We start from the raw sequence: 26,225 nt of genomic DNA on the forward strand, positions 1-26,225 counted from the left end.
AATTATTTAGCCACTTCGCAAATAACAGCAGCAACGCGTTCCGTTGCGTCAGTTATTGCACAATCATGGGCTTTTTGCGCCATCGACAGTAACGTTGCCCTATCCCACTGTTCAAGTAGGTTCGCCACAGCATCAGCCGTAAATTGCGGCTGTTCTAATATTTTAGCGGCCCCTGCTTTTTCTAGCGGCAGTGCATTCCAATATTGCTGGCGGTCTTTATGCTGAAAAGGAACAAAAATGGCAGGTAAACCTGCGGCTGCAACTTCACTTACTGTCAATGCACCTGAGCGGCAAACAACAATATCTGCCCAAGCATAAGCTTGCGCCATATCGTCAATAAATTCAGTAACTTTATACTCGGAATTACCCGAAACTTGCAGGTGTTCATTATACAATGCTTCAGTAGAACCTTTACTACCTTTTCCAGCCTGATGCCAAATATTTAACTGCTTGCTTGTTTTTTCAGCCACTAAAGGCATAACTTGGTTTAAAATTCGCGCCCCTTGGCTACCACCGATAACCAATACACGTATTGCGCCATCTCTACCCGCCAAACGGATTTGTGGGGCTGGTAAAGCTAAAACATCTTCACGGACGGGGTTGCCAACCACAGGTGCATTTGGAAATGCCCCCGGAAAAGCTTGTAATACACGCTTAGCTATTCGAGATAACCATTTATTCGTTAAACCAGCTATGCCATTTTGTTCGTGCAAAACAACCGGAACCCCACACTGCCATGCTGCAATTCCACCCGGACCGGAGACATAGCCCCCCATCCCTAAGACTGCATCGGGTTGATACTGTTTAATAATGGCCTTAGCTTGACGGATCGCTTTGTAAATCCGCCAAGGTGCACCAACCAATGCCGCAATCCCTTTTCCCCTTAAACCCGATATCTGAATAAACTCGATATCAATGCCATGTTTAGGTACTAATGTAGCTTCCATACGATCAGCGGTGCCTAACCAACGAATTTCCCAGCCCTGAGCCTGCAAATAATGCGCCACAGCTAGACCAGGAAAAACATGTCCCCCTGTTCCACCGGCCATGACGAGTAGTTTTTTTGCCTGACTCATTTAACGCTCCTTACAAACGCCTGTGCTTTTTCAAGACGTGTTTCAAAATCAATTCGTAATAATATTGCTATCGCAGCAGCCATAACCAGTAAACTTGAACCACCATAACTAATTAATGGTAATGTTAATCCTTTCGTTGGCAGCATACCGGATGCCGCACCGACGTTGACAAGTGCTTGGAAAGTAAACCAAATCCCAATTGAGCACGCTAAATAACCACCAAACAGTTGATTTGACATTAATGCGCGGCGACCGATCATCATCGCCCTGAATGCCAACATAAATACCATTAGCAGAACCAGTACCACGCCTAAATAACCCAGCTCTTCGGCTAAAACTGAAAAAATAAAATCCGTATGCGCTTCGGGCAAATATTCCAATTTTTGTACTGAATTACCTAACCCCTGACCAAACATTTCCCCACGACCAAAAGCCATCAAGGATTGCGTTAACTGATAACCACTACCAAACGGGTCATCCCATGGGTTTAAGAAAGAGGTAACACGTCGCAAACGATATGGTTCAAACCAAATCAATGCTAATACCCCAACTGCACAAGCAGCGATCCCAATAATAAATGGTGCGAGCCTTGCCCCAGCTAAAAACAATAAACCAAGTGTCGTGACCACTAAAACAATGACGGTTCCTAAATCAGGCTGTAATAACAGTAAAGAGGCCATAACGACCAAAATACACATTGGTTTGATAAAACCGAGGAAGCGTGTACGTACCTCATCTGATTTACGAACTAAATAACTAGATACATAGCAAAATAATGTAAATTTTGAGAGCTCCGCAGGCTGGATTTTTACCAACCCGATATCTATCCAGCGTGATGCACCATTAACCGAGCTGCCTGCGACAAGTACTACAACTAGCATGGCTAATGATGCCATCAGTAATATAAAGTTGTATTTTTCCCAAACCGCCATCGGAATACGCATTACACCTAGCGCTAAAATAAATGCAATGACGATATACACAACATCACGTTTAGCAAAATAGAATGGGTCTTCCGTTAAACGTTGCCCTACGGGCATCGACGCGGATGTCACCATAATGAAACCAACCGCAGCAAGACCGAATGCCAACCATACTAATGTACGGTCGTAAAGCGTTGAGCCTGAAATCACGCCATTTCTTTCACCAATGACCCAGTTTTTGATACGCAATGCACCCGGTATTGTCATTAACCTAACTCCTCGGCTAATTGAGCAAAGACAGCACCGCGCTGCTCAAAACTTTTAAATTGATCCAAACTTGCACAGGCAGGAGATAACAACACCATATCACCGGCTTTTAAATTTGGTGCAATTTGGCGTAAGCTTTGCTCCATGGTTTCTGTCAATACTGATTTTTCCGGCGCCAGCGCCGCCAATGTTTCACCATCGCGACCAAAACAATACAAACGGTAGTTATCCGCAGCAATATAAGGTTTGAGTGATGAAAAATCAGCAGACTTACCATCGCCACCTAATAATAAATACAAAGTGCCTTCAACATGTAACCCATTCAGCGCCGCTTCTGTACTACCAACATTAGTTGCTTTAGAGTCGTTAATCCAACGAACACCATGTTTAAATAGGACCAATTCAAAACGGTGTGCCAGCCCTGCATATTCTTTCAAGACTTGTACACTCGCTTTACGAGGAATATTAACTGCATCTGCCAAGGCTAATGCGGCTAACGCATTGAGGTAATTATGTTGGCCGGTCAGATGCATCTCGTTAACATCCAACAGTTGCTCACCTTTAGCCACTAACACACGTTTTTGGGTATCAAAGAAATAATCACCGTTATTTAAACCAAAACTGATGCATTCATCTTGTGTTAGGTTTTCGGGTAATGTCAGCGCATCTTGCCCATTCACAATGCAGTTTTCAGCTTGATGATAAATTTTCAATTTTGCTGCGCGATACTGCACTAGCCCCAATGGATAGCGATCCATATGGTCTTCACTAATATTCAATACCGTTGCAGCAGCCGCTTTTAAACTGGATGTCGTTTCCAGTTGAAAGCTTGATAGCTCTAAAACATAGAGAGCATGCCCTGCATTCAGTAATGAAAGTGCAGGAATACCTATATTGCCACCAACGCCGACTGAAACCCCGGCGGCTTTTGCCATTTCACCCACAAGTGAGGTAACCGTACTTTTACCATTCGACCCCGTAATAGCCACTATCGGAGCATCGGCTTCACGGCAAAAGAGTTCAATGTCACCCACAATTTCGATGCCGTTTTGTGCAGCTTGCTGCAATTGCGGTGTTGCTAAAGCAATACCAGGGCTTGCAACAATTAAATCCGCTTCTTGTAGCCATGAGTTATTCAAACTACCGCTATGGCACGCCACATTTACAGGAAGTTTATCAACACCGGGCGGTACGGTTCGGGTATCCATCACACGCGGCACAACGCCACGCTCAATGAAAAAATGAACGCAGGATAGGCCTGTTACCCCAAGACCTATAATAACTACATTCTTACCCTGATAATCGACCATGTTAACGCACCTTCAAGGTTGCTAGCCCGATCAGGACTAACATTAACGAAATAATCCAAAAGCGCACGATCACTCGTGGCTCTGGCCAGCCTTTCAATTCATAATGGTGGTGAATTGGTGCCATGCGGAAAATACGTTGACCGCGTAATTTAAACGAACCAACTTGTAAGATCACCGACAGTGTTTCAACCACAAACACACCACCCATAATCACTAATAAAAACTCTTGGCGTAGTAGCACCGCAATGGTACCGAGTGCACCACCAAGCGCTAATGAGCCAACATCGCCCATAAAGACTTGTGCTGGATAGGTGTTAAACCACAAGAAGCCCAAGCCAGCACCAACAATGGCGGTACACACAATCACCAATTCACCTGCATGAGGTAAAAATGGAATATGCAAATAACCTGCAAAGTTGACGTTACCTGTCGCCCATGCCACTAAAGCAAACCCAGCTGCAACGAAAACAGTCGGCATAATCGCTAAGCCATCTAGGCCATCCGTTAAGTTAACCGCGTTGCTAGTCCCGACAATCACAAAGTAAGTCAATAAAATATACAGCACACCCAGTTGCGGCATAACATCTTTAAAGAATGGAACAACCAACTGTGTTGCTGGTGTGTCTTTACCAATCGCGTACATTGAAAATGCAACGACTAATGCGATAACGGATTGCCAGAAATATTTCCAACGCGCGATTAACCCCCGCGTATCTTTACGAACCACTTTGCGGTAATCATCAACAAAGCCAACAATACCGTAGCCGACTAATACCAGTAATACACACCAAACATACGGATTATCTAAGCGAGCCCATAACAGTGTTGAAACTGTAATTGAGAATAAAATCAATAAGCCGCCCATGGTTGGCGTGCCACGTTTACTAAAGTGTGACTCAGGCCCTTCACTACGAACGACTTGACCAATTTGCATTTTTTGCAAGTAAGTAATTAGATGTGGACCCATCCATAAAGCAATAGCGAGTGCTGTCAGCAAACCGACAATGGCTCTGAACGTCAAATAAGAAAAGACGTTCAACACGGAAAACTTGTGGACCAACATTTCGGCAAGCCAGACTAACATTCAAAGCACTCCTTTAATGCATTCACTACATCTTCCATCGCGGAGCTGCGTGAACCTTTAACTAAAATGGAAACAACATCATTCTGCTGTGCTAGCGGAATTAGTCGGGACAATAAATCTGTTTTGGTGGTGAAGTGTTCACCGCACTCACTTAATTGGCTGATCAGCTCACTCAGTTCACCAACACTTAATACTTTTTCTAAACCTGCTTGCTTAGCTGCGATACCAACACGTTGGTGACAATCGTGAGCGTAATCGCCTAGCTCGCCCATATCGCCAACAACCAGAATGCGATATCCCGGCATTTGTGCTAGCACATTAATAGCAGCAATCATTGAGCCATCATTTGCATTATAGGTATCATCGAAAACCACTTTATGCTCAGCTAAACTGACAGGGTATAAGCGCCCCGGTACAGCTTGAGTTTTCGCCAAGCCATTTTTAATGTTTTCAAGGCTAGCCCCCACTGAAATGGCTAATGCACTCGCAGCAAGGACATTCGCAATATTATGCATCCCCGGAAGTGGCAATGTGATATCAGCACGCCCCACTGGTGTGTGTAAAACAAAATCCGTTGTCAGTTGCTTAACTTGAATATCTGAAGGGTAAAAATCCACGTTAGCTTCTGGCGCTAATGAATAATACCAAACCGTCTGGCGTGGCTGAAACCGCCATTTATCACTGTAGCTATCAAGATTAACAATCGCAGTGCCTTCTTCTGCCACACCTTGATAAATTTCACCTTTGGCCTTAGCAACCCCTTCAGGTGAACCAAAACCTGCTAAATGCGCCCCAAATAAATTATTCACTAGTGCCGCTTCAGGCTTCACTATATTCGTCGTATAAGCAATCTCATTGGGGTGATTGGCCCCCATTTCTATGACGGCAAAATCGTATTCGTCAGTCAAGCGAAATAACGTTAACGGAACACCAATATCATTATTCAAATTACCCGCGGTATATAGGGTTTTGCCCCGCTCTGACAAAATTGACGCCACCATTTCTTTCACCGACGTCTTGCCAGAAGAGCCCGTTAAGCCAACAACTTTCGCTCGACTTTGTTGACGTACCCACGCAGCCAGTTGCCCCATAGCAATCCGAGTATCTTTCACGACGACTTGTGGGCAATCCACATTCAGTTTACGTGCTACCAATAAGGCTTTTGCACCCGCCTCAACCACCTGCTGTGCAAAATCATGGGCATCGAAACGCTCACCTTTTAAAGCAATAAACAAGCCGTTTTCTGGAATTTTCCGGCTATCCGTACTCACTGCGGTTAGCTGTAATTGGTTATCTGCCGTGCATTCAATCTGCCCAGCTGTAATTTGTGCTAATTGTGCAAGTGTTAGTGGGATCATGCGATTACCCCCAATAACCTTGCGACCGTTAAGCGGTCTGAATAATCCAATTTTCGCTGGCCGATAATTTGGTAGTCTTCATGGCCTTTACCCGCGATCACAATCACATCATCTGGTGAGGCTTGCAAAATTGTACTGGTCACCGCCTCTGGACGGCCAGGGATAGCTAATGCTCGGCTTGAATCTAACAAACCCGCCATAATGTCATTAATAATGTCAATTGGGTCTTCACTACGAGGGTTATCATCTGTAATGACTATTTTATCAGCCCATTCTTCCGCCGCAGCCCCCATTAGTGGGCGCTTGCCTTTATCACGGTCGCCGCCACAGCCAAACACGCACCAGAGTTGCCCTTTACAGTGTAAACGAGCCGCAGCTAATGCTTTTTCTAAGGCATCAGGTGTATGGGCATAATCAACCACCACTGTCGGTTTGTTAGGTGCACTAAATACTTCCATGCGACCACACACTGGCGATAATGAGGATGTTGTCGCCATCAGTTCGCCCAATGGGTAATCCATCATTAATAAAGTTGCCATCGCCACTAATAAGTTACTGACATTAAAAGCCCCCATTAATGGGCTTTCGAACACCCCATTCCCCCACGAGGAAGCAAAGTGGATCGTCGCGCCTTTATCATGGTATTCCACCTCTGTCGCAGCTAACCATGGGCCCTGCCAACCATTAGGTATTCGATTTTCCATCGTTACCGCACAGGCCTGAGGTAAACGCTGTAACCATTTCAACCCGACATCATCATCTGCATTAATGATTTGCGATTTTGTATTATGAGTAGAAAATAATAACCATTTTGCGGCTTCGTAATTTTCCATATCACCATGATAATCAAGGTGATCACGGCTTAAGTTGGTAAATACTGCCGCATCAAATTGTAATGCAGCCACACGGCCTTGAATTAAGCCATGTGAAGATACTTCCATCGCGGTTAAACTCGCTTTTTTATTTAATAATTGTGTAAGTTCAAGCTGGATATCAACTGCTGAGCCAGTGGTGTTTTCACTTGGCGTAACCTGCCCTAATAGCCCATTACCCACAGTTCCCATTACGGCACTGGTTTCACCTAAGCCTTTTGCCCACTGCGCAATTAATTGTGTTGTCGTCGTTTTACCGTTTGTCCCAGTAACACCAACTAATTTCATTTTTGTTGATGGATGTTGGTAAAACTCACCAGCAAGTGCCGACAAGCGATTATTAAGGTCATGCAGATAAATAACAGGTACGCCGTGGATAAAACGCACTTCGCCTTCTGCCGCTTCTCCCTGTGCCTCAGCAATAACAGCGGAAACTCCTTGAGCAATTGCTTGAGGAATATAGTGTCGACCATCCGATTGATGACCTTTTATAGCAATGAACAGATCGCCCGAGGCAGCCTTTCGACTGTCTAGTGTCATCTCACGTAGTGAGACTGGAGCTATGCTCACACCAAAAGGTGAGAGAAGATCACAAAGATTACGATCTGCCACTTTTAACCTCTTTTTTGCTATTCACAATTTCGTTTTGTTCGTTCGGTTGTAATGCATCAGGTTCAATATTCATGAGTCGTAAGACCCCGCCCATAATTGAACCAAATATAGGTGCAGATACCGCACCACCATAATATTTGCCTGCACTTGGTTCGTTAATTAACACCACCAATGCATAACGCGGATTACTGGCTGGCGCAACGCCAGCGGCGTAGGCTAGATATTTTTCGACATAACGCCCTTCAGGACCGACTTTTTTCGCGGTCCCTGTTTTGATTGCAATGCGATAGCCTTTAATGGCAGCACTTGCACCACCACCGCCTGGTAAAGCGACGCTTTCCATCATATGAACCACTGTTCGCATAATCGGCTCGGGAAATACACGAGTCCCTGAAACAGGAGGGTCTACCTTTGTGATAGATAATGGGCGATAAATACCAAAACTACCGATTGTTGCATAGGCCCGCGCAAGCTGTAACGGAGTTACCATTTGCCCGTAGCCAAAAGAAAAGGTGGCCCTTTCAAGATCAGACCACCGTGTTTTTTTACTTGGGAATATGCCACTACTTTCCCCGACTAACCCCAGATTAGTCGGCTTGCCAAACCCAAAGCGGTTATACACATCCACCAGCTCTGTGGCAGGCATCGCTAACGCCAGTTTAGAAACACCAACGTTACTCGACTTCTGTAAAATCCCAGTGATTGTTAACTCTGCATAACGCCCAACGTCTTTAATTTCATGACCGCCAACACGATATGGATAAGTATTTATCACTGAGTTTTCTTTAATAATTTTATTATGCAACGCGCTCATGACGACCATTGGTTTCACGGTCGAACCCGGTTCAAAAATATCGGTAATAGCACGATTACGCATTGCATCCATTGGTGTACCAGCAAGGTTATTAGGGTTGTAGGATGGGCTGTTAGCCATCGCTAAGATTTCCCCTGTATGCACATCCACTAAAATTGCCACACCAGATTCGGCTTTATTTTGTTGAACACCACGAGTTAACTCACGGTATACAATAGACTGAATTCGCTCATCAATACTCAACGTTAAGTTATGAGCTGCTTGGCTATCAACCGATGAGATAGTTTCGATAACGCGTCCATTACGGTCTTTACGCACGGTACGCTCACCCGGCGCCCCTTTTAACCAACGGTCAAAGCTTTTTTCGACCCCTTCAATCCCTTCACCATCAATATTTGTCACACCAAGCAAATGCGCGGTAACTGGGCCTGATGGGTAATAGCGGCGGGATTCTTTACGTAAATAGATCCCTGGGATTTTTAATTTTTTAACGTAATCACCGATAGATGGATTAACTTGGCGCGCTAAATACACAAAACGGCCTCTTGGATTGGCCGATATTTTGTTGGTAATTTGTTCCAGTGGTATCTCAAGTGCATCAGCGAGTGCTTTCCAGTGCTCATCATTGCTGATCCCCCCTTTTTCAAACACTTCTTTTGGGTCAACCCAAATTGCATTAACAGGCACACTGACGGCGAGTTGGCGCCCTTCTCGGTCACTAATCATTCCTCTTGAGGTTGCCACTTCTTGCACACGCAAAGAGCGCATGTCGCCTTCTTTTACCAGTTTTTCTGGCGCTATAATTTGTAGATAAGCCACACGCGCCAATAAACCAGCTAACGCTAAGACAATGCATCCACACAGCAAAATAAAACGCCAGCGGATAAAGCTGGTGCTTTCATCTTGTTTCTTATTTTTCGCTGTTTTCGGTGCTTTCATTAGGGACCTTTTTATTGTTTAGAAACAATAATTTTTTCTTGTGATGGTTCAACTTGTACCATCTGTAATTTATCAATAGACAAACGTTCTATCCGGCTATGGCTCGCTAATGCATTTTCCTCAAGGATCAGATTGCGCCATTCAATATCTAGCGAGTCTTTCTCTTCGTAGAGCCTGTCTTTCGCAGCAGTTAACAAACGTGTCTCATGTGCCGTGGTCACCACAAATATTGCACTAACAATAATTGCAGCTAATAAAATCAAAGGAACAACGCCATAACGGAATAAATCGCGCCCAATCACGCGTGCTAGGCTGTGCCTTTCAGGAACCATTATTGCCCCGCCTTTTCTGCAAAACGCAGCACAGAGCTACGTGCGCGTGGATTTTCGTTTATTTCCCTATCTGAAGGCTTCATTTTCCCTAAGTCGCGCAATTTCGCAGCACCGAGTTCCTTTATTTGACTCTCCGTGAGGGGTATCCCCGCAGGTACAGTAGGCCCTTTGCTATTTTTGCGAATGAATCGTTTAACTAGCCTATCTTCCAAAGAGTGGAAACTAATTACAGATAAACGCCCATTTGGAGCAAGTACATTCATCGCCCCCTCTAATGCCTGTTCAATTTCTTCCAATTCGCTATTGATATAAATACGAATCGCTTGAAAACTGCGGGTTGCTGGGTGCTTATGTCGGTCTTTCATTGGACTAACTTTGGCAATTAATTCAGCAAGGTGCCGCGTACGAGTTAATGGCTCTTCTTCTGGATTGTGATTACGTTCAACGATCGCCCTTGCGATACGCTTAGCAAAACGCTCTTCACCAAATGTTTTAAGTACCCAAGCAATGTCATCTACCTCAGCGTTCATCAGCCATTGTTGTGCTGACTGGCCTTTCGTTGGGTCCATTCTCATGTCTAATGGCCCATCACGCATGAAGGAAAACCCCCTTTCTGGGTCATCTAATTGCGGCGAAGAAACACCTAAATCCAACAAGACCCCATCAACTTTACCCACTAAACCTTCTTCTTCTACGTAGGCTGCTATATCAGAAAACGGCCCATGTTTAATCATAAAACGAGGGTCATCAATACTTTGTGCTGCTTTTATGGCTTCTGGGTCACGGTCAATGGCTATCAATCGACCATGTTCACCCAGTTGGCTTAAAACCAGACGGGAGTGCCCACCGCGACCAAATGTGCCGTCGATGTATACCCCATTAGGCTGAATATTTAAGCCATTAACGGCTTCATCCAATAATACTGTTACGTGCTTAAATTGCTGTTGCGTCATTGTTATAGTGACAAATCCTGTAAGCGGGCTGAAAGTGGTTCATTGGTAAGGCGTTCAGCGGCAATATCGTCATCCACTTGCTGATACCAAGTTTGTTCATCCCAAAGTTCAAATTTATTAATCTGGCCAACCAACATGACCTCTTTGGTTAGCCCTGCGTGTTGACGCAATGTACTGGCTAACAAAAGACGCCCCGCATTGTCCATTTGGCATTCACTTGCATGGCCAAGCAAAAGCCTTTGTACGCGCCGTTCTGCAATGTTCATGGTCGATAACCGAGAAAGTTTTTCTTCGATGATCTCCCATTCGGGTAAGGTATAAAGCAGCAGGCATGGCTGGTGAAGGTCAATGGTACAAACCATTTGCCCTTTTGATTCCTCGTTCAGCATTCCTCGATAACGAGTAGGCACGGTTAAACGCCCTTTGCTGTCGAGATTAACCAGTGTTGCCCCACGAAACATACCCGATTAAACCCCTTTTATTTCCAAGCCACCCACTTTACCCCACAATTCACCACATATAAAGTTTACGAATGGTATGAAAACCTTGTCAAGCCAGTCAGATTGAGCTTTAGCTTTATTTACAGAACAATTCAGAAAAAATAATGGCGGGTAAAATCTTACTGGGAAAGAAAATAAGAAATAATAGATTGATATAATTGACATATTTTATAGAACACAGTCTAAATAAACTAAATTATGATAATTTGACTAAAAATCAAACAATTTGTTATAAGTCTGACCTATGTTTTATTTTTAATCCGTGCATCTCTCACCAATTTTTTGGGTTTACTTGGTCTTAAAACAACCACTAATATATAATCACAGCAAAAACACCCCTGTAAAAAAATAAAACCATTATATTTCAACCCAATAAATAACTGTTTTAATAAACAGTATTAATTAATAGAAGATTTACAAACTAATTTTTTATAAAACAGTCAGACTCGAATTCTCACTCTAATCCGCTAATTTAGCTTTCACTGTTAAATGGTTAATAAATATTTTAAGATAATTCCTAAAGTTAAATATTTACCTATTTTTGCATATAAAAAAAAGCCCCTACTGTGTAGGGGCCGTTATCTTACTCATTTTTGTGATTAACATCACTCATTATCGCATAAATAATTAACTGTTCGGCTAAAGTTAAAGCGAGTAATTATTGCTTACGACCTAAACTTCCACGACGACATAAATCACGACGAATACGGGTGACACCCGGTTCCGGTTTTTGTTTTTCATCTAGGCTGGCTAATACCAACTCTAAGATACGTTCTGCTATGTCTCTATGACGCTGAGCTAGGGAAAGCACAGGGCACCCCAGAAAATCTAACAGTTCGTTATCACCAAAGGTGGCAATGACCATGTGTTCCGGTAAACGACCGCTGCGTTTAAGCGCAATATCAAGTACCCCTTGTAGCAAGGAGAATGACGTCGTGAACAACGCATCAGGCATTTCATTACCACTATCAAGCCAGTGGGCAAAAACTTCCGCTGCTGAATCCCGTTCATAGCTATTTGCATATAAATAATCAACTTGGCGAGGGTCTTCGTTCCATGCTTTACGAAAACCTTGCTCACGCAAATAGCTGACAGATAACTCAGGTAATGCCCCTAAATACAATACCGATTCAGCTTTAAACTTACGCAATTCTGCTGAAATCATGAAAGCATCTTCTTGGTCATCCCCTACTACGCTAATAAAGTGCTCTTTTTCAAGGGCTCTATCGAGTGCAATAATAGGTAAAGAACGGTTTGCCCAACGCTGGTAAAACGGGTGCTCTGGGGGTAATGCCGTTGAAACAATAATGGCATCAACTTGCCGTTGCAGAAGGTGTTCAACGCAGCGAATTTCGTTGTCTGGTTGGTCTTCTGAGCACGCAATGAGTAATTGGTAACCACGCTGACGTGCCTGCCTTTCAAGGTAGTTCGCTATACGGGTATAGCTGGTATTTTCCAGATCAGGGATCACTAACCCTATAGAACGGGTACGACCTGCACGTAAACCCGCCGCGACTGCATTTGGATGGTAATTGTGCTCTCTGACGACTGCCATCACTTTTTCTACAGTTTTATCGCTGACTCGATACTGCTTGGCCTTGCCGTTGATCACATAACTAGCCGTTGTGCGGGAAACACCCGCTAGACGGGCTATCTCATCCAGTTTCACGTTAACCTCTTTACAATTTTGGGAATAGCTCCGAGTCATTCGGAGCCTTAAACGCGAGTATTCTACCTTTGGAAGATAAATTTTTCATCGCATAATTTTATCACCACGTGAAACACCGACGATCCCTGAGCGCACAACTTCAACAATTTCAGCAACACCGCGTACAGATTCGATAAAAGCATCGAGTTTTTCGCTTGTTCCCGCTAGCTGAACGGTATAAAGCGTTGGAGTCACATCTACGATTTGCCCACGGAAAATATCAGCACAACGTTTCACTTCATCACGCCCATAACCGGAAGCTTGTAGCTTCACTAACATGACCTCGCGTTCAATATGTGCTGACGCTGTTAGCTCACTGACACGCAAAACATCAACCAGTTTATGCAATTGCTTTTCTATTTGCTCAAGCACCTTTGCATCACCTTTAGTTTGGATGGTCATCCGTGACAAGGTTGGGTCATCCGTTGGTGCGACGGTTAGGCTTTCAATATTATAACCACGTTGAGAAAACAGACCTATGACGCGGGACAAAGCACCTGATTCATTTTCTAATAAAACGGATAAAATACGACGCATGATCAGGTCCTCTCTGTTTTGCTCAACCACATTTCATCCATTGCCCCACCACGGATTTGCATTGGATAGACGTGCTCAGTTTCATCAATATTAATATCAACAAATACTAACCGTTGATTTTCGTTCACCTCAACGAGGGCTTGTTGCAACTTGGTTTCAAGTTCATCAGGTGAGGAGATTGAAATCCCCACATGACCATAAGCCTCTGCTAACTTAATAAAGTCAGGTAATGATTCCATATAAGATTGTGAATGGCGACCTTGGTAAATCATGTCCTGCCATTGTTTCACCATACCTAAGAAACCGTTATTTAAATTAAGTACGACAACTGGCAAACCATATTGCAGCGCGGTTGAAAGCTCTTGAATATTCATTTGGATGCTGCCATCGCCAGTCACACAAATAACCGTTGATTTAGGGTGTGCTAATTTCACCCCTAATGCAGCTGGCAAACCAAACCCCATCGTGCCTAAGCCACCTGAGTTAATCCAATGACGTGGTTTATCAAAAGGGTAATATAATGCAGCAAACATTTGATGTTGCCCTACATCAGACGTGACATAGGCTTCCCCATTCGTTAAACGATAGATCATTTCAATCGCCTGCTGGGGCTTAACTTTTGTTGAGTTAGTTTCATAACGCAAACATTGTTTAGTACGCCATTGCGCTATATCTTTCCACCAATCTTTGAGCGCTTGGCTGTCTTGTTGTGATGATGTTTGCTCTAACTGACCCAGCATTTGTTTTAGTGTTAATTTGGCATCTCCGACAATAGGAATGTCCGCATTAACCGTTTTTGAGATAGACGTTGGGTCAACATCAATTTGAATGACCGTCGCGTTTGGACAGTATTTTTCTAAATTGTTGGTTGTACGGTCATCAAAGCGCACACCAACTGCAAAAATAACATCCGAGTTATGCATAACCTTATTGGCTTCATAGGTACCATGCATACCTAGCATACCAACAGACTGCTGGTGAGTTTCAGGGAAAGCCCCTAACCCCATTAGTGTGGATACTACCGGCAATTGCAGTTTCTCAGCCAGTTCAATAATTTCTGCGGAGCAATTTGCATTGATGGCACCCCCACCAATATAAAAAACCGGTTTTTTTGCTGCGACTAGCTTAGATAGCGCTTTTTTTATTTGGCCTTTATGCCCTTGCAATGTTGGGTTATAAGAACGCAAAGAGACACTGTCTGGATAACGGTAAGCAAATTTTAAAGCCGGATTAACGGTATCTTTTGGAAAATCAATGACCACCGGACCCGGACGACCGCTGGCTGCAATATAAAAAGCTTTTTTGATTGTTTCAGGGATCTCTTGTGCATCTTTAATTAAAAAGCTGTGTTTAACTATTGGACGAGAAATCCCAACCATATCGCATTCTTGGAAAGCATCATTGCCAATTAGCGAACTAGCAACCTGCCCTGATAACACGACCATCGGAACAGAGTCCATATATGCTGTCGCTATCCCTGTGATTGCATTCGTTGCACCAGGACCCGATGTCACAAGCACCACGCCGACATCCCCTGTTGAACGAGCGTAACCGTCTGCCATATGCACCGCAGCCTGTTCATGACGCACTAAAATATGTTCTACCCCACCAACAGTGTGAAGTGCGTCATAAATATCTAATACTGCACCGCCTGGATAACCAAACACGTGCTTTACTCCTTGGTCAATCAATGATTTGACGACCATTTCAGCTCCCGACAACATCTCCATGAGTTTGCCCCCAGACATTATTTGCAAGTTAAGAGGTATCAATTACCCCTTTATTTTTATCATTAAAATAGGTGAATTAGTGCTATTAACATATCGCTCCGGCTGAAACGAAGCAAACATCATTTTCAGCACCAAGTACATTAAACTTTCAGATAATCTTGAACATCAGTCGTTGGTAGGTAGATTGACTATATATGAAAAAAATAGGAGGTTGAATGACTAGTTTAGCTAAAAAAACAGTGGAATTTCCCTTCGCATTGTCAGTTGCAAAAATCACAAGGTTCATAAACAAAAAAGCCACCCAAGTAAGTTAGCTTGAATGGCTTTAGTTTCTATATCTATTATTCTTTATACATAGTTTCAATTTCTAATTGGTAGCGCTCAGAAATAATTTTACGGCGCAACTTCAATGTGGGGGTTAATTCCCCTTGTTCCATCGTAAAAGTAGTCGGTAATAAGGTAAAACGTTTAACTTGATGAAAATGTTCTACATTCTTTTGTAAGTCTTTTAAGCGGGACTCAAACAACGCCACAATTTTTGAGTCTTTTAAGAGCTCTAAACGGTCACGATATTTCAAATTAATTGAATTAGCGTACTCTTCCAAACTGTCATAGCAAGGTACGATCAGCGCAGAAACAAATTTACGTGCATCAGCAATAACGGCTATATGTTCAATAAATTTGTCTTGCCCTAAAACGCCTTCAATCATTTGTGGAGCAATATACTTACCGTTAGACGTTTTCATTAAATCTTTCAGTCTATCTGTAATATAGAGGTTACCGTGGGCATCGATTTTCCCTGCATCCCCAGTTTTTAACCAACCATCAGATGTAAAAGTGTCTAAGGTCTCTATTGGCCGATTATAGTAGCCTTTCATGACGACAGGGCCTTTGACTTGAATTTCGTCATCTTTACCAATACGTACAGAGACTGCTGATAATGGTGTGCCAATAGACCCTAACGGGTATTTACCCTCTTCCCAGCAAGATACCGTGGCACAGGTTTCTGACATGCCGTATCCATATTTGATATCGACACCTGCTGAAAGAAAAAAGGCAATCACGTCATCATCTAGACGAGCACCTGCTGCTGGCATAAAGCGAATTCGCCCACCTAAACCAGCACGAATTTTACTCAATACTAGTTTATCTGCGAGAGGGAAAAGCCCCCGGTTAAACAATGAAGGTTGGCGACCTTTTGCTATGGCATTGACGCGGCTTTTACCTAGCGAAATTGCCCAGTTAAATAACCCTCTGCGTAACCACGGTTGTTTAGCCGCTTTACTTTGTACCGCGCTATACACTTTTTCATAGAAACGCGGTACCGCACACATGACGGTTGGTTTAACATCGGCGAGAGCTTCACGTACATTGTTGGTATCGGTTAGATAAACATTTAAAGCCCCCACGTGCATCACATAAAAGCTCCAAGCACGCTCAAACACATGGGAAAGCGGCAAGAAGCTCAAAGAAATATCATCCGCTGTTAATTTTAGCCGTTGGTCATGAAGGTACAATTGCGCCGCCATGTTGTAGTAGTCCAACATGACCCCCTTCGGCTCACCAGTGGTCCCTGATGTATAGATTATCGTAAATAAATCACTAAGATTATGCGCCGCAATACGGGCATCTAACTCAGTTTGAAATTCAGGCTTAGCTTGAGACATAAATGCCGACAAATGCATCGTTTCTACGGAGCTACCGATCAGCTCCACGCTCTCATTCATCACGACAATCATTTTTAACTGTGGACAAAGTGCTGGTAGCTGGCAAGCGACCTGATATTGAACGTCTTCCCCAACAAAAAGAATGTTGATATTTGCATCATTAACAATATAGGCTGCTTGCTCAACGCTACTGGTTGCATAAAGTGGAACGGTGACCGCCCTAATTTGCAAAGCCGCAAAGTCAACAAGCGACCAGTCCATACTGTTATGAGCAAAGAGACCAATATTACCTTGCGTTGCAACTTGTAACGCCAAAAGGCGGCGAGAAATCGCAGAAGTGCGTTCACCAACCTCACTCCATGTTAACGAGCTTTGTTGCCCGCAATCCCATTGACTGAAAGCTATCCGGTTCGCTGACTCTTGTGCATTAATTCTGCTACGTAAGCGATTAACCAAGTGGTATGGATATAGATTTTCAGTAATCAAAGTTAATTTCCTATCGGCCATTATCAATATAAGTTGCTCGGTTTGCTCACAAGCACTTAGCTATATTACAATTTCAGCTTACAACTGTTAGCTGAATATTCGAAGTGTATCGACTAAAGGGAAGCGTGGAAAGCATTTATATGTAAATTTTTTGCAAATGTTATATGCACTACAAAACTCATCATAGTTCTCACTATAATGAGTTAGTTATGCTGTTGTAGTGCCTATTCTGTTTTATAGGTAGTTTTTAGAAGGGAGATTAATCGTGCTTGTTAATACCCTTTAGCTGCATTGGCCTCACCCTGACAACTGACTGAAAACCATTACGTCTGTTCCTCTAGCTTTAGTTAACGCCCAAAATAATTATGCCGCTGCCGCCTGCTCAGTTAGCCCTGCAATCATTTGGTTGAATTGAGACTTCATCCATTGGTGGCCTTTATCCCTTGCCGTTGACTCGTGCCACGTTAAATAACAAGGGCGTGTGTTATTTTCCCACGGTAATGTTAGCGAACGTAATTTGAATTGACCTGAGTAATGTTCAACCAACCATTTTGGTGCAAATGCCACTAAATCAGTTTGAGCAACAATATTAAGCACGCTGTTTAAATCAGTTCCTTGATAACTCACGTTGTCAGATAATTCAGTATTATAATAATAAGGCTTACTGAATGAGCCAATATTATCCATAGCAACAATAGCATGACGCTCATTGTTTATTTCAATAGCAGAAATAGTATTTCCAATACGAGGGTGATGGTTTGATGCAACTAATACTAATTCATCATCAAATAAAATTTGTTGTTGATATTCGGGTTTTTCGAATTGGCTATAGCCAAGGAAAAAATCTATTTCTTGATATTTTAATTGATGAGCAATGTTGTTATCCATAAATGAATGAATAAAAATATTAATATTAGGTGATACTATTTTAAATTTCGCGACAATAATTGCAGCTAAGCGAATATCTAATGGAGAACAAATAGACAAATTAAACATTCGTTCGCTATCTTGTGGGTCAAACCCTGCGCCAGGTAATTCATTATGTACTAACTGCAACGCTTGCCTAACGGGGCCAAACAACTGTTTAGCACGAGATGTTGGTTGAATACCCCGACCATACCGAACAAACAGCTCATCATTAAACATGGATTTTAAACGAGACACCGCATTACTTACTGCGGGTTGAGACATCCCTAAAACTTGAGCCGCTTTTGTCACGTTTTGCATCTGCATGACAACATCAAAAACCGTTAATAAGTTTAAATCAACATTACGCAAATGAATATCACCATTGTCTTTTTTGGCTGTTAAAATCGTATCAAAATCAGTCATTTTTTACTCCACTAAATATATTTATCATTTTTCATTAATGAAAAGGCTCATTCATCGAGAAAAAACCGACGAATATATAAATTCATTAAATATTATGTTTAAAACAACTTATAGATAATAAGTCATTTCGCTTTCCCTGCATTTATTAAAACGACGTTTATATTATTTTACCCATTAATTAGATTCACAGTATAAATATCATTATTAAAACGTAAATATTCACTAAAGTAATGAATGATGGTTACTTATTAAGCGAACAATCACTCTCAGTAAAAATAATAAAACAATTTGTGAAAGAAATCATAATAAATCGTGTGTGAATTCAAGAAATATTCGCATTATCAGATTATTTTTTAATTATATATTTATTAGATAATTAATTTAATTGAAAACCATCAGTGAACATGATTCATTTCCCTCTTTTAATCCATCACCCACATACAAAAACAAAGAAATAGTTAAAAAACAATAGATTACATGAATCAATCCGCACAACTATTTCACCAAAAGAATTTTACCCTTATTTCAGCCAGTAAATATAGGTAAAAACGTCATATAAATTATAAAATTTAGTCACAACCCCTAGTTTTTAGAGGTAATTCATGATTGGTAAAAATATGTGAAAAATCTAAGATTGACATTAACCATGAGATCACGTATCAATAAATACAGTTAATTAAGCAACACAAGAGAGACAGTTTAAAATGATGTTTTCTATCCGCCTACTAAGCCTACTACTACTCGCATTAAACTTGCGCGGTATGCTTATGGACGGAAAATAGCAAGACACTGTCCACAAACATTAAGAACCCGCGCAACCCGCGGGTTTTTTTATGCCTGCGGCTTTAAAAGAACATAACGATTGGTTTAATAAAATAAAATTCGAGATGAGGAACACAATATGAGCAACCAAGTTATTATTTTCGACACCACCTTACGGGACGGTGAGCAGGCATTGCAGGCAAGTTTGTCAGTCAAAGAAAAATTACAAATTGCCTTCGCCTTAGAGCGTTTAGGTGTTGATGTTATTGAAGCGGGTTTCCCTGTCTCCTCTCCAGGTGATTTCGAGTCAGTCCAAACCATCGCTCGTGAAATTAAAAATAGCCGAATCTGTGCATTAGCACGTTGTATTGAAAATGACATTGATGTTGCAGCCGAGTCATTAAAGGTTGCCGAAGCCTTTCGTATCCATATTTTCTTAGCCACCTCCAATTTGCATATGGAGAAAAAATTAAATAAATCCTTTGATGGCGTAATGGATATGGCAATCAATTCCATCAAGCGCGCTAGACGCTATACCGATGACGTTGAATTCTCCTGTGAAGATGCGGGCCGTACTGACCCTGACAATTTATGTCGCATTGTAGAAACGGCTATTAATGCAGGTGCAACGACAATCAATATCCCAGATACTGTCGGTTACACAACGCCTTACCAGTTTGGCGGCATTATCACTGATTTGTATAACCGTGTGCCCAATATCGACAAAGCCGTAATTTCTGTTCATTGCCATGATGATTTAGGGATGTCCGTTGCTAACTCAATCAGTGCTGTGCAAGCCGGTGCCCGCCAAGTTGAAGGGACTATCAATGGCTTAGGCGAGCGTGCTGGCAACACAGCATTAGAAGAAGTGATTATGGCAATTAAATTGCGCGAACAAATGTTAAATGTGCATACCAATATTAATCACAAAGAAATTTACCGTACCAGCCAATTAGTTAGCCAATTATGTAATACGCCAATCCCAGCCAATAAAGCGGTTGTAGGTAGCAACGCATTTGCTCACTCATCAGGAATTCACCAAGACGGTGTATTGAAAAACCGTGAAACCTACGAAATTATGACGCCAGAGTCTATCGGCTTAAAAGAACAACAATTGAATTTAACCTCGCGTTCAGGCCGTGCTGCCGTTAAACACCGTATGGAAGAAATGGGGTATCACGAAGGTAAAGACTTCAAATTGGATGAATTATATACTGCATTTTTGAATTTAGCCGATAAGAAAGGTCAAGTCTTTGACTATGACTTAGAGGCCTTGGCTTTCTTTACGAAACAACAAGATGAAACTGACCACTTCGTGATGGACTATTTCAGTACACAATCAGGCTCTAGCATTGTCGCAACAGCAACAGTCAAAATGCAGTGTGGCGATGAAGTGAAGTCTGAAGCGGCAACCGGCAATGGCCCCGTTGATGCCATCTACCAAGCCATCAGCAACATCACGAAATTCCCTATGAAATTAGTATCTTACCAGTTATCAGCTAAAGGCCACGGTGAAAATGCATTAGGCCAAGTGGATATCGTGGTTGAATGCCATAACCGTAAGTTCCACGGCATGGGGTTAGCGACAGATATCGTCGAATCTTCAGCGAAAGCCATGGTGCATGTGTTGAATAGCATTTGGCGTTCAGAACAAGTCGAAATAGAAAAACAAAAAATAAACCAAGAATCACAATCAAACACAAAGGAAGCTGTTTAACAATGTCTAGTTATAAAATTGCCGTATTACCGGGTGATGGCATCGGTCCTGAAGTTATGGCGCAAGCACACAAAGTTTTAGATGCCATTAGCAAACGCTTTGCTATCACTATTAATACTAAAGAGTATGACGTTGGTGGTGCGGCTATCGATAAACACGGAGAACCTTTACCACAAGCAACAGTACAAGGTTGCGAAGAAGCAGATGCGGTGTTATTTGGCTCTGTCGGTGGACCAAAATGGGAGCATTTACCACCCGATAGCCAACCTGAACGCGGTGCGTTATTACCTTTACGTAAACATTTTAAATTATTCAGCAACTTACGCCCTGCCCGTTTATATCAGGCACTGGAAGCATTCTGCCCTTTACGTGCTGATATCGCAGCCCAAGGTTTCGATATCCTTTGTGTCCGTGAATTAACAGGTGGTATTTACTTCGGTCAACCAAAGGGTCGTAAAGGTGAAGGCAGCGAAGAATATGCATTTGATACCGAGGTGTATCACCGCTATGAGATTGAGCGTATCGCACGTATTGCATTTGAATCAGCTCGTAAGCGAAATAAAAAAGTGACCTCTATTGATAAAGCTAACGTGTTACAAAGTTCAGTGTTATGGCGTGAAGTCGTTAATCAAATTGCAAAAGAATACCCAGATATTGAAATCAGCCATATGTATATCGATAACGCGGCAATGCAAATGATTAAAGCACCTTCACAATTTGATGTGGTGTTATGTTCTAACTTATTTGGCGACATTATTTCTGATGAATGCGCCATGATCACTGGTTCTATGGGTATGTTACCTTCTGCAAGTTTGAATGAATCTGGGTTTGGTTTGTATGAACCTGCTGGCGGCTCTGCCCCCGATATTGCAGGGAAAAATATCGCAAACCCAATTGCTCAGATCCTATCAGCCTCTATGCTGTTAAGATTTAGCTTAGACCAAGCTGACGCTGCAGATGCTATTGAGCGTGCAGTCAATAAAGCCTTAGAAGAAGGCTATAGAACATCAGATTTAGCTGGTACAGGTAAATCAATCAGTACCAGTGAAATGGGCGATACCATTGCTCGTTATATTGCAGAAGGGGTGTAACATGGCTAAGACTTTATATCAAAAATTATATGACGCGCACGTTATTCGGGAAGTCGAAAATGAAACCCCGTTAATTTATATCGACCGCCATCTGGTACATGAAGTGACTTCTCCTCAAGCTTTTGATGGGTTAAGAACTAAAAACCGCCCGTTACATCAGCCGAGTAAGACCTTTGCTACTATGGATCATAACGTTTCGACACAAACAAAAGATATCAATGCTTGTGGCGATATGGCTCGCATCCAAATGCAAGAATTAATGAAAAACTGCCAAGAGTTTGGTGTGACTTTATATGATTTAAATCACCCATATCAAGGTATTGTCCATGTGATGGGCCCTGAGCAAGGGATCACCCTGCCTGGAATGACAATTGTCTGCGGTGACTCCCATACGGCAACACATGGAGCATTTGGTGCGTTAGCTTTTGGGATTGGAACTTCTGAAGTTGAACACGTTATGGCAACGCAAACGCTGAAACAAGCGCGTGCCAAAACCATGAAAATCGAAGTTGTCGGTAAAGCCCCAGCAGGGATTACAGCAAAAGACATCGTATTAGCTATCATTGGGACGACGGGTAGCGCAGGTGGTACAGGCTATATTGTTGAATTTTGTGGTGAAGCCATCGAAAATTTAAGCATGGAAGGCCGTATGACGGTGTGCAACATGGCTATCGAATTAGGTGCTAAAGCTGGGATCATCGCACCAGATGAAACCACCTTCAATTATATAAAAGGGCGCCAGTTTGCACCTAAAGGCCAACAATGGGATGACGCAGTCGAATATTGGAAAACGTTGAAAACAGATGATGATGCTAAATTTGATAAGGTCGTCACTATTCAAGCAAGTAGCATCGCACCACAAGTTACTTGGGGAACCAACCCAGGGCAAGTTATTGCTATCAATCAGCCTATCCCTGCACCTGAGTCATTTGCAGACCCAGTTGAACGCGCATCTGCAGAAAAAGCGTTGGCTTATATGGGGTTACAATCAGGCATTAAATTATCAGATGTAAAAATTGATAAAGTGTTTATTGGCTCATGTACCAACTCACGGATTGAAGATTTACGGGCAGCGGCTGCAATTGCTAAAGGTAAAAAAGTCGCAGACGGTGTTCAAGCGATTGTGGTTCCGGGTTCTGGTCCTGTTAAGGCACAAGCTGAACAAGAAGGTTTAGATAAAATTTTTATTGATGCCGGTTTTGAATGGCGCTTACCGGGCTGTTCAATGTGTTTAGCCATGAATAATGACCGTTTAAATCCAGGTGAACGCTGTGCATCAACCAGTAACCGTAACTTTGAAGGTCGCCAAGGTCGTGCTGGTCGTACACATTTAGTTAGCCCAGCGATGGCTGCTGCCGCAGCGATTAATGGCCATTTTGCTGACGTTCGCGACATTCAAATTTAAGGGGAAAAGCAATGGAAAAATTAATTACCCACGTAGGCATTGTTGCTCCTTTAGATGCCGCAAACGTTGATACTGATGCCATTATTCCTAAGCAATTTTTGCAGAAAGTTACTCGTACTGGTTTTGGTCAACATCTGTTTAATGACTGGCGTTTTTTAGATGAAAATGGCCAGCAGCCTAACCCTGATTTTGTCTTGAACAAACCCGTGTTTAAAGGCGCAAGTATTTTACTGGCGCGTGAAAATTTCGGTTGCGGCTCTTCTCGTGAACATGCTCCATGGGCACTGACTGACTTTGGCATTCAAGTCGTTATCGCCCCAAGTTTCGCCGATATTTTTTATGGCAACTCGTTCAATAACCAATTGTTGCCAATCAAATTAAGCGAACAAGAAGTGGATGAAATGTTTAACTATGTGAACAGCCATGAAGGTTGCCAGTTCACTGTTGATTTAGAAGCGCAAACAGTCACAGCAGGCGATAAAACGTATCATTTTGAGATTGATAGTTTCCGCCGTCATTGCATGATGAATGGGTTGGACAGTATTGGGCTGACGCTGCAACACGTCGACCAAATTAAAGATTACGAGCAGAATATCCCCTCTTTTATGCAATAAACCCGTTTCTACGCCTACTTCAGTAGGCGTAGTTTCACGATATAAAGTGGAACATCCCCTCACTAACGCCGTAAAGCCTCATCATTCAAGACGAGGAACATCTTCAGAAGGCTTAAACCAAGCAGATTTAAAATCAAACCAGCCAAAGGTATTCATGCGAACGCCACGCATTGTGCGTTGACCTTGTAATTCAAGCCAATGATGAAAAATAGGATGGAAAATTTGTGAGTCAATTAAACTTTCACACCAAGATTCAACGTCTAATTGGTGAGTTCTCCATAAACAAAGTTCATTTTCCAGTGTATTTCCAAGACATTGACGTAATAGCGGCATTTCATATAGGGTAGCAAAAATTGAAAACTCCAGTGGCTTAAAAAAGTTTGCCGTGGCTAACCAAATATCGCTTGGCGCATCCCCATTAAACCAATCATCATAATCAATAATATTGATGTTAAGCTCAACACCTTGTGTTTGTAGCACCCTTTTCATTATTTGGCTTATCGCATAAAACTCATGGTGATGATGATAAAAGGTGACTGTCAGTTCAGTTAGGTCAGCAGGTTTAGGAAATAAAGTCAGCATTTTGCTATGGTGCCAATGTAATAACAAACCATAAGCAGGCGCCCAGTGACGCTGGTAAAACGGCTCGCAATGAGCAAGTAAGTTTACTGGCGTTAAAAAGCTGCATAGCCACTTGCGGACATCTTCACGTTGAGCAATTTCTGAACGCTGATCCATCAGCAAGAAATAGCACCCCTCCTCCATGCGACTTTCCAATGAATCATTGTGATGTGTATCGCCATCCATTTTTAATGTGGTACACACCATTTGCTCTGATAGCTCAGGAACCACCCATATAGTCACTTCATCAAGTAGCGCTCGATAGCCAAAATAGCGGTCAAAAGCCGAAATAGTCAGTTTTTGTGGCAAGTTTTTTTCAACTTGGTAAGGGCCTGTACCGATAGGGCAACGACTAAAATTTTCTATACTTTCCCATTCTTTAGGTAGAATAGCGGCATGATGGCTACCTAATAACCAAGGCAACTGCTTATCGGGCTTGCTGAGGGTGATATCAATGACATAAGGCTGGGGAGACGACACAGATTGAATATGAGAAAAAAGCGGCCAGCAGCTTTTTAAGCGTAATAGTGACGAAATGATATCATCTACCACCATTACTCTTCCATGGTGAAAGTAAATTGCGGGGCGTAGATAAAAGCGCCATTGAGTATCACTAATGCTCTGCCAGTGATGTGCTAAACCATCTTCGACTTCCCCTTTTTCCTCATTTATATGGGTTAACCCATTAAAAATTTGGCTCATTAAGTGAATTTCTGAGCGACGCATTGGCGCACCAGGTAAAAGCGCCGGAAAATCACGATAATAGATAATGCGTAGTAAGTTTTTACCTTGCCGATAACTGCGCTCTAATTCAGATAGTACCATTTGACGAATAGTTTCTTTATCACCGACAAGAGCCACCAGCTTTTCTATACTTTCCTCTTTTAGTAATTGCTCAGCCTGCGCCTGCTGTAACTCTAAGCCATTTACATGGAAGATTAACGTAGAGCGTTTACCTCGGCCTGATTCTGCTCGCCAACTAAGCCAACCATTAGATTGCATATTATTAAGTAGTGTACGAACGTGACGTCTAGAGCAAAACAAGGTATCTGCAATATTTTGCAGAGTAGTTTCACTATCTTGCCCCTGAAAGTGTTGCCAAAGGCGGATGAATTGGTTTTGTAAGCGTGAATTAGACATAAAAGAGGAACTCCGGCAAAAAATGCATCAATTTTAATTTTCTAAAACCAAGCGATAATAGTTAGCAGTAAGTAGCTCGTTTGGTTTGCATATTGCTGACCAACTCCCCCATTTAGAGTAATGGTGTTTTATCACCAAGCCGGTTCGCCGGCTTTTTTTTGCCCTGTTTTTTCAGGCTTCACTCTCTCTTCCAATCAGATACTTGTGTTCGCCCCCAAGCTACCTTCCCTCGTCATCTCGCTATGGCGCAAACTATTTAGAGGTTAGCTATTTGCGTATTATTTATTATCGATATAGTCACAATTCTACACTTCACTTAAATAATTATACCGTAAGAAACTCACTGGCAAGTAGTCTTTGAAAAGTAAATCATTC

Annotated in this window: 20 protein-coding genes; 4 read left to right on the forward strand and 16 right to left on the reverse strand. The window is 42.4% G+C overall.

The window, feature by feature from the left end; genetic code table 11:
• Window positions 1-2: 2 nt before the first annotated feature.
• The 15 genes from murG to leuO form a co-directional block, all read right to left on the reverse strand.
• A complete protein-coding gene (murG, locus tag ACPEH5_RS07480; protein ID WP_042845116.1) occupies window positions 3-1,076 on the reverse strand; it encodes an undecaprenyldiphospho-muramoylpentapeptide beta-N-acetylglucosaminyltransferase in 1,074 nt (357 codons plus the stop codon).
• Window positions 1,073-2,266 (reverse strand): cell division protein FtsW, encoded by a 1,194-nt coding sequence (gene ftsW / locus ACPEH5_RS07485; RefSeq protein ID WP_042845117.1) that lies wholly within the window; start codon window positions 2,264-2,266, stop codon window positions 1,073-1,075. The genes murG and ftsW overlap by 4 nt, the downstream gene beginning before the upstream one ends.
• Entirely contained in the window at window positions 2,266-3,576 is a 1,311-nt protein-coding gene (murD, locus tag ACPEH5_RS07490) for a UDP-N-acetylmuramoyl-L-alanine--D-glutamate ligase (RefSeq protein WP_042845118.1), read from the reverse strand. Before murD ends, ftsW begins: the two co-directional genes overlap by 1 nt.
• Window position 3,577: 1 nt before the next feature.
• Window positions 3,578-4,660, reverse strand: a complete 1,083-nt coding sequence (gene mraY / locus ACPEH5_RS07495) for a phospho-N-acetylmuramoyl-pentapeptide-transferase (protein ID WP_129466223.1) — start codon at window positions 4,658-4,660, stop codon at window positions 3,578-3,580.
• The gene (murF, locus tag ACPEH5_RS07500) at window positions 4,654-6,018 is read right to left on the reverse strand and encodes a UDP-N-acetylmuramoyl-tripeptide--D-alanyl-D-alanine ligase (protein WP_129466224.1); all 1,365 of its coding nucleotides are present in this window, start codon (window positions 6,016-6,018) and stop codon (window positions 4,654-4,656) included. The genes mraY and murF overlap by 7 nt, the downstream gene beginning before the upstream one ends.
• Entirely contained in the window at window positions 6,015-7,502 is a 1,488-nt protein-coding gene (gene murE / locus ACPEH5_RS07505; RefSeq protein ID WP_048607943.1) for a UDP-N-acetylmuramoyl-L-alanyl-D-glutamate--2,6-diaminopimelate ligase, read from the reverse strand. Before murE ends, murF begins: the two co-directional genes overlap by 4 nt.
• Entirely contained in the window at window positions 7,489-9,255 is a 1,767-nt protein-coding gene (ftsI, locus tag ACPEH5_RS07510; protein ID WP_281110423.1) for a peptidoglycan glycosyltransferase FtsI, read from the reverse strand. Before ftsI ends, murE begins: the two co-directional genes overlap by 14 nt.
• Before the next feature lie 11 nt (window positions 9,256-9,266).
• On the reverse strand, window positions 9,267-9,587 hold the full coding sequence (ftsL, locus tag ACPEH5_RS07515) for a cell division protein FtsL (RefSeq protein ID WP_048607944.1): 321 nt from the start codon (window positions 9,585-9,587) through the stop codon (window positions 9,267-9,269).
• On the reverse strand, window positions 9,587-10,540 hold the full coding sequence (gene rsmH, locus ACPEH5_RS07520) for a 16S rRNA (cytosine(1402)-N(4))-methyltransferase RsmH (protein ID WP_129466226.1): 954 nt from the start codon (window positions 10,538-10,540) through the stop codon (window positions 9,587-9,589). Before rsmH ends, ftsL begins: the two co-directional genes overlap by 1 nt.
• Window positions 10,541-10,542: 2 nt before the next feature.
• Window positions 10,543-11,001, reverse strand: coding sequence for a division/cell wall cluster transcriptional repressor MraZ (gene mraZ / locus ACPEH5_RS07525; RefSeq protein ID WP_042845126.1), 459 nt, complete (start codon window positions 10,999-11,001; stop codon window positions 10,543-10,545).
• Between the two features lie 697 nt (window positions 11,002-11,698).
• Entirely contained in the window at window positions 11,699-12,709 is a 1,011-nt protein-coding gene (gene cra / locus ACPEH5_RS07530) for a catabolite repressor/activator (protein WP_042845417.1), read from the reverse strand.
• Between the two features lie 84 nt (window positions 12,710-12,793).
• A complete protein-coding gene (ilvN, locus tag ACPEH5_RS07535; protein WP_042845128.1) occupies window positions 12,794-13,285 on the reverse strand; it encodes an acetolactate synthase small subunit in 492 nt (163 codons plus the stop codon).
• 2 nt (window positions 13,286-13,287) lie between these two features.
• The gene (gene ilvI, locus ACPEH5_RS07540; RefSeq protein ID WP_042845418.1) at window positions 13,288-15,015 is read right to left on the reverse strand and encodes an acetolactate synthase 3 large subunit; all 1,728 of its coding nucleotides are present in this window, start codon (window positions 15,013-15,015) and stop codon (window positions 13,288-13,290) included.
• 341 nt (window positions 15,016-15,356) lie between these two features.
• Entirely contained in the window at window positions 15,357-17,189 is a 1,833-nt protein-coding gene (locus tag ACPEH5_RS07545) for an AMP-dependent synthetase/ligase (protein ID WP_080750874.1), read from the reverse strand.
• A 342-nt stretch (window positions 17,190-17,531) separates the two neighbouring features.
• Window positions 17,532-18,500 (reverse strand): transcriptional regulator LeuO, encoded by a 969-nt coding sequence (leuO, locus tag ACPEH5_RS07550; protein ID WP_042845131.1) that lies wholly within the window; start codon window positions 18,498-18,500, stop codon window positions 17,532-17,534.
• A gap of 901 nt (window positions 18,501-19,401) precedes the next feature.
• Between leuO and leuA the strand changes: the two genes are divergently transcribed.
• The 4 genes from leuA to leuD are packed head-to-tail and all read left to right on the forward strand — an operon-like array spanning window position 19,402 to window position 24,089.
• Window positions 19,402-20,979, forward strand: a complete 1,578-nt coding sequence (gene leuA, locus ACPEH5_RS07555; protein WP_042845133.1) for a 2-isopropylmalate synthase — start codon at window positions 19,402-19,404, stop codon at window positions 20,977-20,979.
• Window positions 20,980-20,981: 2 nt separating this feature from the next.
• Window positions 20,982-22,070 carry a 3-isopropylmalate dehydrogenase gene (leuB, locus tag ACPEH5_RS07560; RefSeq protein WP_048607947.1) on the forward strand — a complete coding sequence of 363 codons (1,089 nt, stop codon included), beginning with the start codon at window positions 20,982-20,984 and terminating at the stop codon, window positions 22,068-22,070.
• Between the two features lies 1 nt (window position 22,071).
• Window positions 22,072-23,475 carry a 3-isopropylmalate dehydratase large subunit gene (leuC, locus tag ACPEH5_RS07565; RefSeq protein WP_129466228.1) on the forward strand — a complete coding sequence of 468 codons (1,404 nt, stop codon included), beginning with the start codon at window positions 22,072-22,074 and terminating at the stop codon, window positions 23,473-23,475.
• An 11-nt stretch (window positions 23,476-23,486) separates the two neighbouring features.
• Window positions 23,487-24,089, forward strand: coding sequence for a 3-isopropylmalate dehydratase small subunit (gene leuD, locus ACPEH5_RS07570; RefSeq protein WP_042845138.1), 603 nt, complete (start codon window positions 23,487-23,489; stop codon window positions 24,087-24,089).
• Window positions 24,090-24,170: 81 nt separating this feature from the next.
• Here the strand turns inward: leuD and sgrR are convergent, their stop codons facing one another.
• Window positions 24,171-25,850 carry an HTH-type transcriptional regulator SgrR gene (gene sgrR, locus ACPEH5_RS07575; RefSeq protein WP_272572515.1) on the reverse strand — a complete coding sequence of 560 codons (1,680 nt, stop codon included), beginning with the start codon at window positions 25,848-25,850 and terminating at the stop codon, window positions 24,171-24,173.
• Window positions 25,851-26,225: the final 375 nt, after the last annotated feature.

Source organism: Providencia sp. NPDC089933 (genome assembly GCF_049545585.1).
Taxonomy (GTDB): domain Bacteria; phylum Pseudomonadota; class Gammaproteobacteria; order Enterobacterales; family Enterobacteriaceae; genus Providencia; species Providencia huashanensis.

Coding starts and splice junctions, on each gene's coding strand:
- rsmH (WP_129466226.1), bottom strand. CDS start 10,540: ATGACGCAACAGCAATTTAAGCACGTAACAGTATTATTGGATGAAGCC.
- ftsI (WP_281110423.1), bottom strand. CDS start 9,255: ATGAAAGCACCGAAAACAGCGAAAAATAAGAAACAAGATGAAAGCACC.
- murG (WP_042845116.1), bottom strand. CDS start 1,076: ATGAGTCAGGCAAAAAAACTACTCGTCATGGCCGGTGGAACAGGGGGA.
- sgrR (WP_272572515.1), bottom strand. CDS start 25,850: ATGTCTAATTCACGCTTACAAAACCAATTCATCCGCCTTTGGCAACAC.
- leuB (WP_048607947.1), top strand. CDS start 20,982: ATGTCTAGTTATAAAATTGCCGTATTACCGGGTGATGGCATCGGTCCT.
- leuO (WP_042845131.1), bottom strand. CDS start 18,500: ATGACTGATTTTGATACGATTTTAACAGCCAAAAAAGACAATGGTGAT.
- mraZ (WP_042845126.1), bottom strand. CDS start 11,001: ATGTTTCGTGGGGCAACACTGGTTAATCTCGACAGCAAAGGGCGTTTA.
- leuD (WP_042845138.1), top strand. CDS start 23,487: ATGGAAAAATTAATTACCCACGTAGGCATTGTTGCTCCTTTAGATGCC.
- ilvI (WP_042845418.1), bottom strand. CDS start 15,015: ATGGAGATGTTGTCGGGAGCTGAAATGGTCGTCAAATCATTGATTGAC.
- leuC (WP_129466228.1), top strand. CDS start 22,072: ATGGCTAAGACTTTATATCAAAAATTATATGACGCGCACGTTATTCGG.
- mraY (WP_129466223.1), bottom strand. CDS start 4,660: ATGTTAGTCTGGCTTGCCGAAATGTTGGTCCACAAGTTTTCCGTGTTG.
- murF (WP_129466224.1), bottom strand. CDS start 6,018: ATGATCCCACTAACACTTGCACAATTAGCACAAATTACAGCTGGGCAG.
- leuA (WP_042845133.1), top strand. CDS start 19,402: ATGAGCAACCAAGTTATTATTTTCGACACCACCTTACGGGACGGTGAG.
- ftsW (WP_042845117.1), bottom strand. CDS start 2,266: ATGACAATACCGGGTGCATTGCGTATCAAAAACTGGGTCATTGGTGAA.
- ACPEH5_RS07545 (WP_080750874.1), bottom strand. CDS start 17,189: ATGGCCGATAGGAAATTAACTTTGATTACTGAAAATCTATATCCATAC.
- murD (WP_042845118.1), bottom strand. CDS start 3,576: ATGGTCGATTATCAGGGTAAGAATGTAGTTATTATAGGTCTTGGGGTA.
- ftsL (WP_048607944.1), bottom strand. CDS start 9,587: ATGGTTCCTGAAAGGCACAGCCTAGCACGCGTGATTGGGCGCGATTTA.
- ilvN (WP_042845128.1), bottom strand. CDS start 13,285: ATGCGTCGTATTTTATCCGTTTTATTAGAAAATGAATCAGGTGCTTTG.